This is a genomic window from Microbacterium sp. (assembly GCF_030149085.1).
In the GTDB taxonomy this organism is placed as follows: Bacteria; Actinomycetota; Actinomycetes; order Actinomycetales; family Microbacteriaceae; genus Microbacterium.
Map to the genome: position 1 here is coordinate 1 of NZ_JASBSF010000041.1, position 15,820 is coordinate 15,820.

The following is a 15,820-nucleotide window of genomic DNA, read 5'->3' on the forward strand; positions in this document are numbered from 1 at the left end:
CGGACGCCACGGGTTGCGTCGAGGAATCGGTCGACCTCGTCGGGGGTCGTGTAGACGGATGCCGAGGCCCGCACCGAGGCCGTGAGACCGAACCGGCGGTGCAGGGGCTGCGCGCAGTGATGGCCCACGCGCACTGCGACGCCCCGCGAGTCGAGGAATTGCCCTACATCGTGGGCGTGGACGCCGTCGACGGCGAACGAGGCGAGACCCACGCGAGGTGCAGCATCGGTGTCACCGAGCAGACGGATGCCGGGAATCTCGCGCAGCCCGTCGCGCATGCGCCGCTCGAGCTCGACTTCGTGCGCGTGCACGGCGTCCATCCCGAGGGAGCGCAGGTAGCGGGCAGCGGTGGCAAGGCCGACGGCCTGCGAGACCGGCTGCGTGCCGGCCTCGAATCGCTGCGGTGAGGGCAGGTACTGGGCCTCGTCGAGCGTGACGGTCGTGATCATCGACCCGCCGGTGAGGAACGGGGGGAGGGCGTTGAGCAGCTCCCGCTTGCCGTAGAGCCCGCCGATGCCGTACGGACCGAGCATCTTGTGGCCGCTGAACACGGCGAAATCCACGCCGATGGCCGGGAGGTCGATGCTCAGGTGCGGAACCGACTGACAGGCATCCATCACCGTGGTCGCGTCGACGTTGCGCGCCAGCGCGATGAGGTCATCGATGGGGTTGATGATGCCCAGCACATTCGACACGTGCGGGAACGCGACGATCCGGGTGCGCTCGCCGACCAGCTCGGCAGCGGCATCCATGTCGAGGCGTCCGTCGTCCAGCACCTGGATGTGGCGCAGCCGTGCACCCGTGCGGGCAGCGAGTTCCTGCCAGGGGATGAGGTTCGCGTGGTGCTCGGACTCCGTCACGACGATCTCGTCATCCGGCCGCAGCGCAAAGTGCCTCGCTGCTTCGCCGCCCCGCCCGAGGGTCGCATTCCCGATCGCGTATGCGATGAGATTGATGCCAGCGGTGGCGCCGGATGTCCAGACGAGCTCGCCCTCGCCGGCGCCCACGAACGCCGCAACCGCCTCACGGGCATCCTCGAACGCGTCAGTGGACTCGGCAGCAAGCGTGTGGGCGCCGCGGTGGACCGCTGCGTTCGTGTGGGTCAGAAACTCCACCTCGGCATCGATCACCTGCTGCGGCTTCTGGCTCGTCGCGGCAGAGTCGAGGTAGGCGAGTGGGTGGCCGTTCACCTCCTGCGCGAGCAGGGGGAAATCGGCGCGGACGGCGGCGAGATCCAGCGGGGTCACGGCAGGAACGGTCACCCCTCCAGCGTACGCGCCGTACGTGTCGGCGGATCGGGTGGGCGGTTCCGGGGTGACGGATGCCGCGCGCTAATCCTGGGGACGCTCGAGGCTCGAGTGCTCGGCGTGCTCGAAGTTCTCGACCGGATCGTAGGGGCGCCCCGCCCGCTCCTGGCCGGGCAGGGGACGCGACCGGCGACCGTAGATCAACTCCGAGGAGTCGAGCAACCACGGCACGAGCGTGATCGTGACGCCGTGAATCAGCATGAGCTGCTGCGCGAGCCGCCGGGAGCGGCGGTTGTGCAGCAGTGTCTCCCACCAGTGCCCGACGATGTACTGCGGCAGGTACACGGTCATCACGGCAGGCCCGTTCTTCTCGCGGTAGCGCCGGATGAACTCGCCGATGGGCCCCGCGTAGGTGCGGTAGGGCGAGTCGATGATCACGAGGGGAATGGGGATTCCGTGCGCCTTCCACTCCTGCTGCAGGGCGTCGGCATCCTCGTGGTCGGTCGCGACGTGCAGGGCTATCGTCTTGTCGTGGCGCGCGGCCATCGCATAGTCGAGCGCCTTCGCCACCGGCTTCTGCAGCCGGCTGACCATGACGAGTGCAACGTCACCGTCCGAGCCGAAGTGGATCTCGTCATCCATTCGGATCTCGTGCTCGACGTCGCGGTAATACCGGTTCACCCCGAGCATCAGGGTGGCAAGGATCGGGATCGCCAGGAAGACGAGCCAGGCCCCGTGCGTGAACTTCGTCACGGTCACGATGATCAGAACGGCGGCGGTGAAGGTTGCTCCGGTCGTGTTGATGATCAGGCCCGTGATCGCGCCGCGGCGCTCGAGGCCGGATGCCGGATCTCGCCGCGCTTCGATGCGGGTGGTGGCCCGGAGGGTGCGGCGCCAGTGCCGCACCATGCCGATCTGGCCGATCGAGAACGAGACGAAGACCCCGATGATGTACAGCTGGATGAGTGTCGTGAGGTTGGCCTGGTAGATGACCAGCACGGCGATGGCGATGAGACCGAGCACCAGCATCCCGTTGGAGAACACGAGTCGATCGCCGCGGGTGTTCAGCGCCTTCGGCGCGTACCCGTCGCGGGCCAGGACCGCCCCGAGGAGTGGGAAGCCGTTGAAGGCGGTGTTCGCAGCCAGCAGCAGCACGAGCGCGGTAGCAGCCTGGATGAGGTAGAAGGGGATCGACCCCATGCCGAACGTTGCGGCAGCGACCTGTGCCATGAGGCTTGGCTGCGGCTGATTCTCGCAGTCGAACCCGACGAGCGTGCAGGGGTCTTCGGCGTAGTGGACTCCCGAGACCAGGGCGAGTGCCGTGAGGCCCGCGAACATCAGGATCGCGACGCCGCCCATCATCGTGAGGGTGGTCTGGGCGTTACGCACCTTGGGTCGACGGAACGCCGGGACTCCGTTGGAGACCGCTTCGACACCTGTCAGGGCGGAGCATCCGCTCGAGAAGGCGCGCAGAACGAGCAGGATGACGGCAGCCTGCGACAGGCTCTCGGCCTGCACCGCGAACTCTGCCGACGACGCGACCGGCGGATCCCCGAGCGCGGTGCGCACGAGTCCGGTGCCGATCATGAACACCACCGACCCGATGAAGACATAGGTGGGGATCGCGAAGACGAGGGATGCCTCGCGCACGCCCCGCAGGTTGATGAGCACGATGACGACGACGAAGCCGATCGCAAGTTCGACGCGCGCCGGGTCGAGCCCGGGGAGGGCGGAGATGATGTTGTCGACCCCCGAGGCCACCGACACCGCCACGGTGAGGACGTAGTCGACCAGCAGGGCGGCTGCCACGACGACACCGGGCACCTCGCCGAGGTTGGTGCGGGCCACCTCGTAGTCGCCGCCACCCGAGGGGTAAGCCTTGATGAGCTGCCGGTAGCTGAGAACGACGACGCTGAGCAGCACGACGACGGCGGCGGCGATCCACGGCGAGAAGGCGAGGAACGCGAGCCCGCCGGTCAGCAGGATCATGAGCAGTTCCTGCGGCGCGTAGGCCACGGACGACAGCGCGTCGGAGGCGAAGATCGGCAGTGCCATCTTCTTCGGGAGCAGGTGCTCGTCCATCGCGTCGGACGACAGCGGCTGGCCCAGGAGGATGCGCTTCGCGACGGGCGTCTCGGGTACGCCCGATTCGGGCGCGTCAAGTGTCACGGCGGGCGAGATTACGCCTGCGCGGGCGCCCGCGCAAGCTGCAGAAGCCCCGCGGTCAGGCGCCGATGCGCGCGGTGCTGCCCCGCACGACGAGTTCGTAGGGCAGTTCTTCACGGTCGGGGACGCTGCTGGCGGGTTGCTCGAGCTCGTGGAGGATCGTGGCGGCGGCACGAGCGCCCTGACCCGCAGGGAACTGGTCGACGGTTGTCAGGTCGAAGAATCGGCCGAGTTCGTGACCGTCGATCCCTGCGATGGACAGGTCTGCGGGCACGCGGTAGCCGAGGTCGCGAGCGGCGAGCATTGCCCCGATAGCCATCTCATCGGATGCCGCGAAGATGGCGGTCGGCGATGCTCCAGGCCTGCCCAGGAGTTGCTTCGCTGCGCGGAAGCCGCCCTCGATCGTGAAGTCGCCGGGTTCGAACAGCTCCGGTCGCGGATCGATGCCCGCTGCCCGCAGCGCCGACTCGAAACCGTGCCTGCGGCTGGACGGAATGTGGAAGTCGATGTCGAACTCGGGGTCGGCTCCGATGTGACCGATGTCGAGGTGTCCCATCGCGAGCAGGTGCTCGGTGGCGAGGCGTCCGAGGCCCACGTCATCGATCGAGAGCGTCGGAAGCAGTTCGTTGGGCCCGCCGATCACGATAACCGGCATCCCGAGAGAGAGCAGCGCCTTCGCCTCGTACTCGCCGAGCTCCAGCGCAACAGCGATCACCCCATCGACGCGCTGCCGGCGCAGGAAGGTGTCGAACACCTGCCGGCGGTGCTCCCGGTCGGGTGTCACGTTGTAGAGCGTGATGTCGTACCCAGCCCGCGTCACCTCCTCGGCAATGCCGCTGAGCAGGGTGCTGAAGAACCACCGGTCGAGGTGGGGGATGACGACCCCGATGTTGCGGGTGCGCCCGGATGCCAGGCTCGACGCTGACGAGGAGACGACGTAGCCCAGGCGTTGCGCTGCCTCTTGGACGCGTTCGCGGGTCGAGTCCGACACGTTGTGCTTGCCGCTGAGCGCGCGGGACACGGTCGCGGTCGACACCCCTGCCGCGCGGGCTACCTCATCGATTCCGACCATGACGACCCTCGCGGCTTACTCGCCGGTCAGCCACACCGCCTGGTCGACCGGCAGCATCCTGCCGGTCAGCGGGCCACTGGAAACGTCGACAGTGCCTGACGGAAGCTCGATGGGCTTGTCGCTGAGGTTTGCGACCACGGTGATCGAGCCGTTGCGGAAGGCAACGACATCCGGGCCCAGGCCGTCGACCCACTCAAGGGTCCCCGCCCCGAGGCCCCGCGCCCGCCGCTCGGCGAGCAGGTTCTTGTAGAGAGTGAGCGTCGAATCGGGGTTGTCGCGCTGAGCGTCGCGGGCAAGGCCGGCCCACTCGGCAGGCTGGGGTAGCCAGGCCTCGCCGGTGTCGTTGAAGCCGTAGGCAGGTCCGTCCGAGGTCCACGGCAGCGGGACGCGGCACCCGTCGCGCCCGTAGCGCTCACCGTTCGTGCGAAACCAGGTCGGGTCCTGGCGGGCCTCGTCGGGCAGGTTGATCACTTCGGGGAGGCCGAGTTCCTCGCCCTGGTAGAGGTAGGCCGAGCCGGGGAGGGCGAGCATCAGCGTGGTGGCGGCGCGAGCGCGACGCAGCCCGACCTCGGGGATCGGCTTGCCCGGTGACTTCGGCCCGATGCCCGCACCCTGCAGGTTCTCGGCGGTCAGGGCCAGACGCGACGCGTGGCGCACCACATCGTGGTTCGAAAGTACCCAGGTGCTCGGGGCGCCGACCGCGCCGTAGCCGGCCAGGGAGTCGGCGATCACGAGGCGCAGCTTATCGGCATCCCACGGGGTCTCGAGGTACTCGAAGTTGAAGGCCTGATGCATCTCATCGGGACGCACCCACAGCGCGGTCTGCGCTACCGAGGGAAGCCAAGCCTCGGCGCACAGGGCCCGGTCGCCGTCGTATTCGGCGAGCAGCGCGTGCCAGTCGCGATAGATCTCGTGGACGCCCTCCTGACCCCAGTAGGGGACTGCTGCCTCGCCGCCACCCATCGAACCGGCATCCTTGGGCGGCGTGTAGTCGGGGAGGCCCTCTTTCTTGACGAGCCCGTGCGCGACATCCACGCGGAAGCCGTCGACGCCACGGTCCAGCCAGAAGCGCAGGATGCGGCGGAACTCTTCGCGCACCTCGGGGTTCGACCAGTCGAAATCGGGCTGTGAGGCGTCGAAGAGGTGCAGGTACCACTGGCCTGGCGTGCCGTCGGACTGCGTGAGGCGCGTCCAGGCGCCGCCGCCGAACACCGACTCCCAGTTGTTGGGCGGCAGCTCGCCGTTCGCGCCCTTGCCGTCACGGAAGATGTACCGCGCGCGCTCGGGGCTGCCGGCGGGAGAAGTAACCGCCTCCTGGAACCAGGCGTGCTGGTCTGAGGAGTGGTTGGGAACGAGGTCGACGATGATCCGGATGCCGCGCGCGTGCGCCTGCGCGAGCATCTCGTCGAAGTCGGCAAGGGTGCCGAAGATCGGGTCGACGTCGCAGTAGTCGGCGACGTCGTAGCCGGCATCCTTCTGGGGCGAGCGCTGGAAGGGGCTCAGCCAGATGGCGTCGATGCCGAGGGCCGCGAGGTCGCCGAGGTGGTTGGTCACGCCGCGCAGGTCGCCGATGCCGTCACCCGACTGGTCAGCGAAGGAGCGGGGGTAGATCTGGTAGATGACGGCGGTGCGCCACCACTCGCCGCCGGGCGCCGCCTCGCGAGAGAGCGCGGGGGCAGCGACGGATTCTGCAGAAGTCATGGAGCACACCATACTGCACCGATGTAAGCGCTTGCATGCTGATCTCGGGCGACCCGCGCGTGCGGCGGTCGGACACGCGCGCGACGCGCGTAAGCCGTAGTCTGTCTGCGTGCCCGACACCGCCGCTCTCGACCGCGCAGAGTCCCTGATCCGGACGATCCCCGACTACCCGAGTCCCGGCATCCAGTTCCGCGACATCACTCCGCTGCTCGCGGATGCCGCTGCCCTGCGCGCCGTCACGCGTGCGCTCATCGAGCCGTTCGCTGGCGGGTTCGATGTGGTCGGCGGAATCGAGGCTCGGGGGTTCCTGCTCGCGGGTGTCATCGCCGCCGAGGCAGGCGTCGGCCTCGTGCCGATCCGCAAGGCCGGAAAACTGCCCCGGCCCGCGGCATCCGTCTCGTACGCCCTCGAGTACGGCGAGGCTGCCATCGAAGCGCATGACGACCTCGCGCCGGGCACACGGATCCTGCTGGTGGATGACGTGCTGGCCACCGGCGGCACGATCGCGGCCGCGCGTGAGCTCATGACGACGCTGGGCGCCGAGGTGATCGGCACGACGGTGCTCATGGAGCTCGATGCGCTGAATGGTCGCGCCGTCGCGGGCGAGGTCCACTCCCTCTTCGTCGTCTAGTTCTTCGCAGTGGCCCGACCCGGGCCAGTTGTTCGGTCGCGCCGTGTTGCGGGTGCGTGGCGCCGTCACCCGCGCAATGGCGCGACCGAAAGGAGAGCCCGGATTTTCGGTCGCGCCGTCGTGCGGGTCGGTCGCGCGCACACCCGCACGACGACGCGACTGAACGGATGGATGATCCGGCCCGGATGCCTCGCGCTGGCGATCGCGCCGCCCGACCCGGGTCAGAGGGTTCCGACGCCGAGATTGATGGGGCTGCCCTCGATGTTGCCGACGATGCCGCGGATGATGTCGGTTCCGTCTGTGCCGCGCAGGCTCTCGTACCAGGCCTCGGTCGCACCGGGCACGAACCCGTGCGTCTCGGCAGCGCGCTTGCGGGCCCGGTTCACGAGATCACCCGCCCGCTCGGTGCGCGAGCGCTCGTAGCGGCGCAGCGCGTCCTCGACGGAGTTCGTGTTCGTTGCCAGTGAGATCGCGAGAGCGAACGTGTCCTCGAGCGCTGAGCAGGCGCCCTGCCCGATGTCGGGCGCGGTGTTGTGGGCGGCATCCCCGAGGATCGCGACGCGCCCCTTGACCCACGTGTCGAACGGGTCGATGTCCCAGATCTCGACGCGGTTGAGGGAGGATGCCGGGTCGATCGACTCCAGCAGCGTCTGCACCCCGGGCGCCCAGTGCCCGAACGCTTCGCGCAGCGCAGCGAGGGGCTCGCCGGCCTCGGTGGCGTGCCCCGCCGGCTGGGGGATGTCGACGAAGAAGTAGAACCGGTCGCCGGCTACGGGCATGACGGCGCAGCGCTTTCCGTCGCCGACGTAGGTCGTCCACTGGTTCGCGGGGCCGATCTCGGCATCCTGGGCCACCAGACCGTTGAAGTTCGTGTACCCCGAATAGGTGCGTTCGATACCGCCGCCGGTGACGTGGTCACGCACCATCGACCGCGCACCGTCGGCGCCGATCAACAGGTCACCACTGTCGGTCGAGCCATCGTCGAAGGTCACCGTCACGGTCTGCCCGTCGTCGGCTACCGACACCGCCTTGCGCCCGAGGTGGATGCGGTCGATCCCGACGGTCTGCATGAGAAGTGCCTGCAGGTCAGCTCGCGCCACGGGGTACGGGCGCTGACCGGTCTGCGCGGTGACCGGCTCGAGCGAGAACTGGCACATGACCTCACCGGTGAGGCCGTCGAGGTAAGCCATGTCATCCATGCGGCCGCCGAGCGCGGCAACCTCGTCGGCAAGGCCGAGCCAGTTGAGGACCTTCACCCCGTTGGACCACAGCGAGAGCGCCGCACCGACCGGCTTGTTCTCTCGCATCCGGTCGTAGATGACGACCTCGTGGCCCAGGCGCTGCAGCGCGATCCCGGCACTGGCGCCGCCGATGCCTGCGCCGATGATGATGATCTTCATGTGACGAACATTAGGGAGCGTGTGTCACGGCCGCGTTACGGCGCCTCAGCTGCCGCGATAGGTCGAGTACGCGAACGGGCTCAGCAGCAGCGGCACGTGATAGTGGCGAGCGTCGGTGATCGTGAAGTCCACCGTGACGCTCGGATAGAAGCAGTCGGTGCCGTGAGCTGCGAAGTAGGCGCCGGTGTCGAAGGTGAGAGCGTAGGTTCCCGGCTGAAGTAGCTCGGGTCCGAGCCCGGCACGACCGTCGGCATCCGTCACAGCCTCGGCGATCGCCTCACCGGATGCGTCGCGCAGCGTGACCGCGACGCCTGTGGCAGGCATCCCGCTGGTCGTGTCGAGAACATGGGTGGTCAGGTGCGCTGTCACGGTCTTCACTCTCCGGTCAAAGGGTCGGGTTCGATGGCGGCGCGAAGGCGCAGCATCGCGATCTGCCGTAGCTGGTCGAGCGCCTCGTCGACTTCGGCCTCGGCGGTGTTGTCCAGGCGCCGCTGCAGCTCGACCAGGATCTCGTCGGGCGTGCGTCCGGCGGCACGGATGAGGAAGACCCGCCCGAATCGCGCCTCGTAGTCGGCGTTGCCGGCGGCGATCTGCTCGGTCACGGATGCCGCGGCATCCGTCATGGCTGACTGCTCGCGTCGCGAGGCGGCGGCTTCGGCGCCCTCGCCGCGCGGACGTTCGCCGATGCGGGGATGGTGGGCGAGCGCGGCATCCAGCTCGGGGCGGCGCCAGGTGCCGGCCAGTCGTGTCGCGGTGGCTTCGAGGTCGTCGACGGAGGCGAACGGTCGAGCGCCGACGACGGCCTCGGCCCAGGCCGGCACGCGCGCCCACACCGACACGACCTCGATCGCCTCGGCCTCGGGTAGGTCATTGAAGTGCGTCAGCTCCATGCGGCCACCGTAACGCGCTCGACGCGGGACGGCGGCAGACGTGATCCGAAATGTTGGTATAGGTAACATGCGAGAAATGCGCGAATCATACGGTGACGGCATGTCGTCCCCGGCCCTCGCCCTCGCTTCACGCCGGGTGTTCCTTGACGGCGGCTTCTCGGCCGCGACCGTTCTCGTGCGCGATGGCAGCATCGCGGGCCTGGCTGCGTTCGACGCGGATGCCGACGTCGTCCTCTCTGACGACGAGGTGCTTCTGCCCGGGCTCGTCGACTCGCACGTGCACCTGAACGACCCGGGCCGCACCGACTGGGAGGGCTTCGAAACCGGCACGGCTGCTGCTGCGGCGGGTGGCATCACCACCGTCGTCGATATGCCGCTGAACTCGCTCCCGGTCACCACCACCGTTGAGGCGCTCGCGGCCAAGCGTGCCGCAACCCCCGGCAAGCTCGCCGTCGACGTCGCCTACTGGGGCGGTGCCGTGCCCGAGAACCTCGGGTCGCTGCATCCCTTGTTCGCGGCCGGGGTTGTGGGAGTGAAGTGCTTCCTCTCGCCCTCGGGGATCGACGAGTTCGGGCACCTGGATGCCGCCGCCCTGGAATCCGCGCTGACCGAGCTTGCGGCCTTCGACGGGCTGCTCATCGTTCATGCCGAAGACCCGGCGCACCTGCACGACGATCCGGCGATCGGCCGCAGTTATGCCCGGTTCCTCGCGAGCAGGCCCCCGATCAGCGAGGAGTCGGCGATCGCCGCCGTCGCCGCTGCCGCCGGCCGCACCGGAGCGCGCGCCCACATCGTGCACGTTTCTGACGGGCATGCGCTGGATGTCATCCGTGAGGCGAAGGCCGCCGGCATCCGGCTCACGGCCGAGACCTGCCCGCATTACCTGACCCTGCGCGCCGAAGATCTTCCCGACGGATCGGGCACCGTGAAGTGCTGCCCGCCCGTGCGTGACGGCCACAACCAGGACCTGCTGTGGCAAGGCCTGCTCGACGGCACGATCGACGCGGTCGTCAGCGACCACTCCCCGGCAACTCGCGATCTCAAGGAGCGCGAAGACGGCGACCTCGGCCTTGCGTGGGGCGGGATCTCGGGGGTGCAGACCGGGCTGCGTGCCGTGTGGACCGAGGCATCCCGCCGAGGCATCCCGCTCGAGACCGTGATCCCGTGGTTCACGACCGGGCCTGCCGCAATCGCCGGCATCCGCAGCCGCGGTGTGATTCGGCAGGGCGCTCCCGCGCACCTGGTCGCGTTCGCGCCGGATGCGGCATCCGTCGTTCGCGCCGCTGACCTGGAGTATCGCAACAAGCTTTCGCCGTGGGACGGCGCGCTGCTGCGCGGCGCCGTACGCACGACCTGGGTCCACGGCGAGACGGCCTACACCGCGAACCGGGGGATCACAGGCCGTCACGGTCGTGAGATCCTGGCCACCAATCCCGCTTCGGACGAAGGAGCCCGATGACCACCTTCCCCTTCCCGATCCTCCAACCCGGTGTCGGCGAGATTCCCGGTGACCACTACCTGCGCTCCACACCCGAGACCGTGATGTGGGGGCGCCTGCCGTGTGTCACCGACACCGCGGTGCTCGCGGTCGCATCCGGCGAGACGGTGACCATCGACACGGTCAGCCACGAAGGCATCCTCGATGACCACGGCACCGACCCGGTGGCCTACTTCGGCAGCCACGGCATCCCCCGCGAGGCGGTGCTCGACGACGCCGTCGAGGTGGCCTCGGCGCTCACGCGAAACCCCGACACCGACGGCCCGCATGTCGTGACCGGTCCCATCCGGGTGACGGATGCCGAACCCGGCGACCTCCTGAAGATCACCGTGGTCAGCCTCGAACCGCGCGTGCCGTACGGCGTGATCTCGAACCGTCACGGCAAGGGAGCGCTGATCGGCGAACTGCCGCGCGGCGCGCACAACGTCAGCGTCTTCACTCCCGTCGAGGCGCGGCCCGAGGGCCTCGTCGGCGTGCTCCCGGTGACCGAGGGTGGCGAGGGTCGAATCGAGTTCCCGCTTGCACCCTTCCTTGGGATCATGGGGGTCGCGGTCGCCGACGACGAGCGCCCACACTCGGTTCCCCCCGGCCCGCACGGTGGCAACATCGACATCAAGCTGCTGACCGAGGGGTCGGTGCTCTACTTGCCGGTTCAGGTTCCGGGCGCGCTTGCGTACGTCGGTGATCCGCATTTCGCACAGGGAGATGGTGAGGTCGCGCTCACCGCACTCGAGGCATCCTTGCGTGCGACACTGCGGTTCGAGGTGATCCCGCGCGAGGTCGCGCTCGCCGAGTTCGGACAGCTCGCTGGCCCCCTCGTTCGCACCGACGAGTATCTCGTTCCCACCGGCATGGATGTCGACCTCAACGTCGCGATGCGCAACGCCGTGCGCGCCGCGGTCAGTCTCATCGAGGCACGCTGGGGGCTCGATGAACACCTCGCGTACGCCTACCTGTCGGCAGCCACCGACTTCGACATCTCCCAGGTCGTGGATGTCGTGTGTGGGGTGCATGCCCGCATCCGTGAGGCCGATTTTGCGAAGGTGGACCGTGGCTGAGGCGACCCTGCCGCCGAGCGGCTTTCCCGACGACATCCCCGCCGACCTGTTCACGGCCTTCGACGCCTATGAGCGCGCGATCCTCGCGAACGACCTTGATGCGCTCGATGCGGCGTTTGCACCGGGTCCGCAGACGATCCGCGCTGACGGTGCCGGCCTCCTGGTCGGCCACGAGGCCATCAGCGCGTTCCGCGTCACGCGCGGCGGAGTGGCCCCGCGCACGATCGAGCGCCTGGAGTACCGGTCGCTTGGTCCCGGCATCGCGCTCCTGGTCGCTGAATCCCGCTTTCACGGCGGAGGGCGCGGCATCCAGACCCAGGTGTGGCAGCGCATCGACGGCCAGTGGCTGATCACGGCGGCCCACGTGACGCCCCGCACTCCCGCGTTCGATCGGTCGATCTGGCGCAGCGTCGGCGACCCGCTCTGGCAGGGTGCGTGGGAGGGGCCGCTTGCGGGCCTTACCGTGGCGGTGAAGGATCTCTTCGCCCTGACCGGTTTCCGCATCGGCGCCGGCAACCCCACCTACCTGCGTGAGGCGCGGGCAGAGAAGACCACGGCTCCCGCGCTTGCCGACCTCATCCGGGCCGGAGCGTCGGTCCGAGGACTCGCGCGCACCGACGAGTTCGCCTATTCGATCGCGGGTGACAACGCCCACTACGGCACGCCGCCGAACGCCGCGCTGCCGGGGGCTCTGCCCGGTGGTTCTTCCAGCGGGCCGGCCAGTGCCGTGGCCCTCGGGCAGGCGGATGTCGGCCTCGCGACCGACACTGCAGGATCCATCCGCGTCCCTGCGTCGTACCAGGGCTTGTGGGGTCTGCGAACGACGCACGGCCTCGTGCCCCGGCAGGGGATGCTCCCTCTCGCGCAGAGCTTCGACACCGTCGGGTGGTTGACGCGCGACGGCGCGACCCTGCAGCGGGTGGCCGAGTGGTGCCTGAGCTACGACGGGTCGGATTCCACCGAGAGCGTCTACGGCGAGTCCGGCGATGACCTGCCGTGGCGGTTCATCGTGCCCGACGAGGTGCTGGATGCCGCGGATGCGCCGACCCGTGAGGCTTTTGACTCTCTGGTCGCGCGGCTCGCGGCATCCGATGATCCCCCGCGTCTGGCGCGGGTCGAGATCGGCGACCTCGACGAGTACGTTGCACCCTTCCGGACGGTGCAAGGCGCCGAGGCGTGGCGCAACAACGGCGAGTGGCTGCGTGAGCATCCCGGCGCAGTGGGACCGGCCGTCGCCGAGCGCTTTCGGCTTGCCGCGTCGGTCTCTCCCGCGGCGGAGGCCGACGCTCGCGGGGCGCTCGCCCCGCTGCGTGAGAGCCTGCACCACCTCGTTCGTGACGCCGTGCTGCTGCTGCCGACCGTCCCGGGCCCCGCGCCGGCACGCACTGCCGCTCCCGCCGAGATCGACGCCACGCGCCTCTCGACCCTGCGGATGACGACCCCCGCCGCCGTCGCGGGGTTGCCTGCGCTCTCGATCCCGCTGCTCACGGTGCGCTCGCCCCTCGGCCCCGCGCCCGTCGGGGTGTGCCTGATCTCGCGCGCGGGCACCGATATCGCCCTTGTTCGCCTGGCCCGGCGGCTTGCGGCTCTCGTCGCGACCGACCCGGCCGAAAGGACCCTGACATGACCGACCAACCCCTGTCGACCATCCCCGGACCGATCGACCCGCCGCGCCGGCTCCTCATGGGCCCCGGGCCCGTGGATGCCTACCCCGGCGTGCTGCGCGCGATGTCGGCGCCGCTGGTCGGCCAGTACGACCCGTTCATGACGGCGACGATGACCGAGACCCAGGAGCTGTACCGCGGCGTCTGGGGCACGACCAACGACGCGACACTGCTGATCGACGGCACCTCGCGCGCGGGGATCGAGGCGGCGATCCTCTCGCTCATTCGTCCGGGGGACCGTGTGCTCGTCCCCATCTTCGGGCGGTTCGGGCACCTGCTCGCCGAGATCTCCGAGCGGGCGTTGGCCGAGGTGCACACGATCGAGACGGAATGGGGGCAGGTCTTCACGCCCTCAGCGATCGAGGAAGCGGTGGTTCGGGTCAAGCCCACCCTCCTCGCCCTCGTGCAGGGTGACACGTCCACGACGATGCTGCAGCCCCTCGATGAGATCGGCGAGATCTGCGCCCGCCACGGCGTGCTGTTCTACTCCGACGCGACCGCGTCCCTCGGCGGCAACCCGTTCGAGGCCGACGCGTGGGGGCTGGATGCCGCGACCGCGGGCCTGCAGAAATGCCTCGGCGGACCCTCGGGGTCGGCGCCGATCACTCTCAGTGACCGCGCCGTCGAGGTGATCTCGTCGCGCAAGAAGGTGGAGGCCGGCATCCGGGAACCCGGTGACCCGTCGTCGCCGGACTTCGTGCGCTCCAACTACTTCGATCTCGGCATGATCCTCGACTACTGGGGGCCACGGCGTCTGAACCACCACACCGAGGCGACCTCGATGCTCTACGCCGCCCGCGAGTGCGCGCGCCTGTTGCTGCTCGAGGGCCGCGATGCCGTCATCGCCCGTCACCGCCGCGTCGGGGCCGCGATGCTCGCCGGTGTTGAGGCGATGGGCCTGCGGGTCTTCGGCGACGTCTCGCACAAGATGAGCAACGTCGTCGCGGTCTACATCCCCGAGGGTGTGCCGGGCGACACGGCGCGCGCCGCGATGCTCGAGGACTTCGGGATCGAAATCGGCACCTCGTTCGGGCCGCTTCACGGCAAGGTCTGGCGCATCGGCACGATGGGCTACAACGCGCGCCCGGACGCCGTACTGCAAACCCTCGTCGCGCTCGAGGCCGTACTCCGCCGATTCGGTGCCGCGGTGCCGTCCGGTGCCGGCGTGGATGCCGCATCCGACGCTCTGGCGGGACGCTGACCCATGCCCCTGCTCGAAGCATCCCCCGATCGCATCGCTGCCGCCGCCCGCCGGGTGATGGCCCGCTGCGATGAACTGGCGCGCGTGAGCGCTCAGCCGGGGGAGATCGAGCGCGTCTACCTCTCGCCCGAGCACGCCCGGGTCAACCGGCTCGCCGCCGAGTGGATGCGCGAGGTCGGGCTGCGATCCTGGCAGGATGCCGCGGGCAACCAGCTTGGCCGCATCGAGCGCAGCGCCGATCCCGATCCTTCAGCGCCGGCCCTCATGATCGGTTCGCACCTGGACACCGTGAAGGATGCTGGCCGGTTCGACGGCATCATCGGCGTGCTGATGGCTCTCGAAGTCGTTCGGCTTCTGCGCCAGGAGAGCGACGGGGTTTCGCGGGTTCCGCTGCCGTTCGCTGTCGAGGTCGCAGCCTTCTCGGATGAGGAGGGCACCCGCTTCGGCAAAGCCCTGCTCGGATCCTCGGCCGTCGCGGGTACCTGGAACGACGCCTGGTGGACGCTCGCCGATGAGGATGGCGTGACCCTGCGCCAGGCCTTCCTCGAGTTCGGGCTCGATCCTGGACGCATTGGCGAAGCCGCCCGGCGACCCGACCACCTCGTCGCCTACCTCGAGGCGCACATCGAGCAGGGCCCCGAGCTCGATCGGGCCGGTGAGCCGCTCGCCGTGGTGTCATCGATCGCCAGCGCCCGCCGCTTCCAGCTCACCGTCGAGGGCGAAGCCCGCCACGCCGGCGGCACGCCCTACGACATGCGCCGGGATGCGCTGCTCGGGGCGAGCGAGGCCGCGCTCGCCGTCGAACGGATCTGCCGCAGCGAACACCACATCATCGGGACGGTTGGCCAGCTCGAGGCGTTTCCCGGCGCGGTCAACGTCGTGCCCGGAGAGGCTCGCCTGAGCGTCGATCTGCGCGGTGAGCTGGATGGCGAACGCGACCGCGTCTGGGACGAGATCAGCCGCGAACTCGACGACATCATGGGCCGCCGGGGGCTGCGGTGGCAGGCGCGCGAAGTGCACAACGCGCCGGCTGTGCGGTGCGGACTCCTGCTGCAGGATGTCGTGCGCGAGGGCATCGTGCACGCGGCCCCGCGCCGCAGCGACGAGCCGCCGGTCATCTTCAGCCGCGCCGGGCACGACGCCATGGCGATCGGCTCGATCACGGATGTCGGGATGCTGTTCCTGCGGAACCCCGACGGCGTGAGCCACCACCCCGATGAAGCAGTGAGCGCGGCAGACGTTGCCCTCGGCATCCGTGCCCTGACCGAATCCGTGCTCCAGCTGGCCGCCGA

The 15,820-nt window shown here is 69.3% G+C and carries 13 protein-coding genes; 6 read left to right on the top strand and 7 right to left on the bottom strand.

Going from position 1 to position 15,820, the window contains the following annotated elements:
• From Q1V87_RS01640 to Q1V87_RS01655, 4 genes are all read right to left on the bottom strand, one after another.
• Positions 1 to 1,262 (bottom strand): SufS family cysteine desulfurase (locus Q1V87_RS01640; RefSeq protein ID WP_300590571.1); only part of this gene is annotated, 1,262 nt, incomplete at its 3' end.
• Between the two features lie 69 nt (positions 1,263 to 1,331).
• The gene (locus Q1V87_RS01645) at positions 1,332 to 3,329 is read right to left on the bottom strand and encodes an APC family permease (RefSeq protein WP_300590582.1); all 1,998 of its coding nucleotides are present in this window, start codon (positions 3,327 to 3,329) and stop codon (positions 1,332 to 1,334) included.
• 142 nt (positions 3,330 to 3,471) lie between these two features.
• A complete protein-coding gene (locus Q1V87_RS01650; RefSeq protein ID WP_300590572.1) occupies positions 3,472 to 4,485 on the bottom strand; it encodes a LacI family DNA-binding transcriptional regulator in 1,014 nt (337 codons plus the stop codon).
• 15 nt (positions 4,486 to 4,500) lie between these two features.
• On the bottom strand, positions 4,501 to 6,186 hold the full coding sequence (locus Q1V87_RS01655; protein ID WP_300590573.1) for a glycoside hydrolase family 13 protein: 1,686 nt from the start codon (positions 6,184 to 6,186) through the stop codon (positions 4,501 to 4,503).
• A gap of 109 nt (positions 6,187 to 6,295) precedes the next feature.
• Between Q1V87_RS01655 and Q1V87_RS01660 the strand changes: the two genes are divergently transcribed.
• Positions 6,296 to 6,817: an adenine phosphoribosyltransferase gene (locus tag Q1V87_RS01660; RefSeq protein ID WP_300590574.1), complete on the top strand. Its 522-nt coding sequence runs from the start codon at positions 6,296 to 6,298 to the stop codon at positions 6,815 to 6,817.
• A gap of 221 nt (positions 6,818 to 7,038) precedes the next feature.
• Here Q1V87_RS01660 and hpxO read toward each other — a convergent pair whose 3' ends face one another.
• The 3 genes from hpxO to uraD are packed head-to-tail and all read right to left on the bottom strand — an operon-like array spanning position 7,039 to position 9,107.
• Positions 7,039 to 8,217 carry an FAD-dependent urate hydroxylase HpxO gene (hpxO, locus tag Q1V87_RS01665; RefSeq protein ID WP_300590575.1) on the bottom strand — a complete coding sequence of 393 codons (1,179 nt, stop codon included), beginning with the start codon at positions 8,215 to 8,217 and terminating at the stop codon, positions 7,039 to 7,041.
• 45 nt (positions 8,218 to 8,262) lie between these two features.
• On the bottom strand, positions 8,263 to 8,586 hold the full coding sequence (gene uraH, locus Q1V87_RS01670; protein WP_292712803.1) for a hydroxyisourate hydrolase: 324 nt from the start codon (positions 8,584 to 8,586) through the stop codon (positions 8,263 to 8,265).
• Between the two features lie 5 nt (positions 8,587 to 8,591).
• Positions 8,592 to 9,107, bottom strand: coding sequence for a 2-oxo-4-hydroxy-4-carboxy-5-ureidoimidazoline decarboxylase (uraD, locus tag Q1V87_RS01675; RefSeq protein WP_300590576.1), 516 nt, complete (start codon positions 9,105 to 9,107; stop codon positions 8,592 to 8,594).
• Positions 9,108 to 9,207: 100 nt separating this feature from the next.
• Between uraD and allB the strand changes: the two genes are divergently transcribed.
• From allB to Q1V87_RS01700, 5 genes are all read left to right on the top strand, one after another.
• Positions 9,208 to 10,566 (top strand): allantoinase AllB, encoded by a 1,359-nt coding sequence (gene allB, locus Q1V87_RS01680; protein ID WP_300590577.1) that lies wholly within the window; start codon positions 9,208 to 9,210, stop codon positions 10,564 to 10,566.
• On the top strand, positions 10,563 to 11,663 hold the full coding sequence (locus Q1V87_RS01685) for an acetamidase/formamidase family protein (RefSeq protein WP_300590578.1): 1,101 nt from the start codon (positions 10,563 to 10,565) through the stop codon (positions 11,661 to 11,663). Before allB ends, Q1V87_RS01685 begins: the two co-directional genes overlap by 4 nt.
• The gene (locus Q1V87_RS01690; protein WP_300590579.1) at positions 11,656 to 13,290 is read left to right on the top strand and encodes an AtzH-like domain-containing protein; all 1,635 of its coding nucleotides are present in this window, start codon (positions 11,656 to 11,658) and stop codon (positions 13,288 to 13,290) included. The genes Q1V87_RS01685 and Q1V87_RS01690 overlap by 8 nt, the downstream gene beginning before the upstream one ends.
• Positions 13,287 to 14,528 (top strand): alanine--glyoxylate aminotransferase family protein, encoded by a 1,242-nt coding sequence (locus Q1V87_RS01695; protein ID WP_300590580.1) that lies wholly within the window; start codon positions 13,287 to 13,289, stop codon positions 14,526 to 14,528. The genes Q1V87_RS01690 and Q1V87_RS01695 overlap by 4 nt, the downstream gene beginning before the upstream one ends.
• A gap of 3 nt (positions 14,529 to 14,531) precedes the next feature.
• Positions 14,532 to 15,820, top strand: a 1,289-nt coding sequence (locus Q1V87_RS01700; RefSeq protein WP_300590581.1) for an allantoate amidohydrolase, incomplete at its 3' end; no start/stop codon positions are given.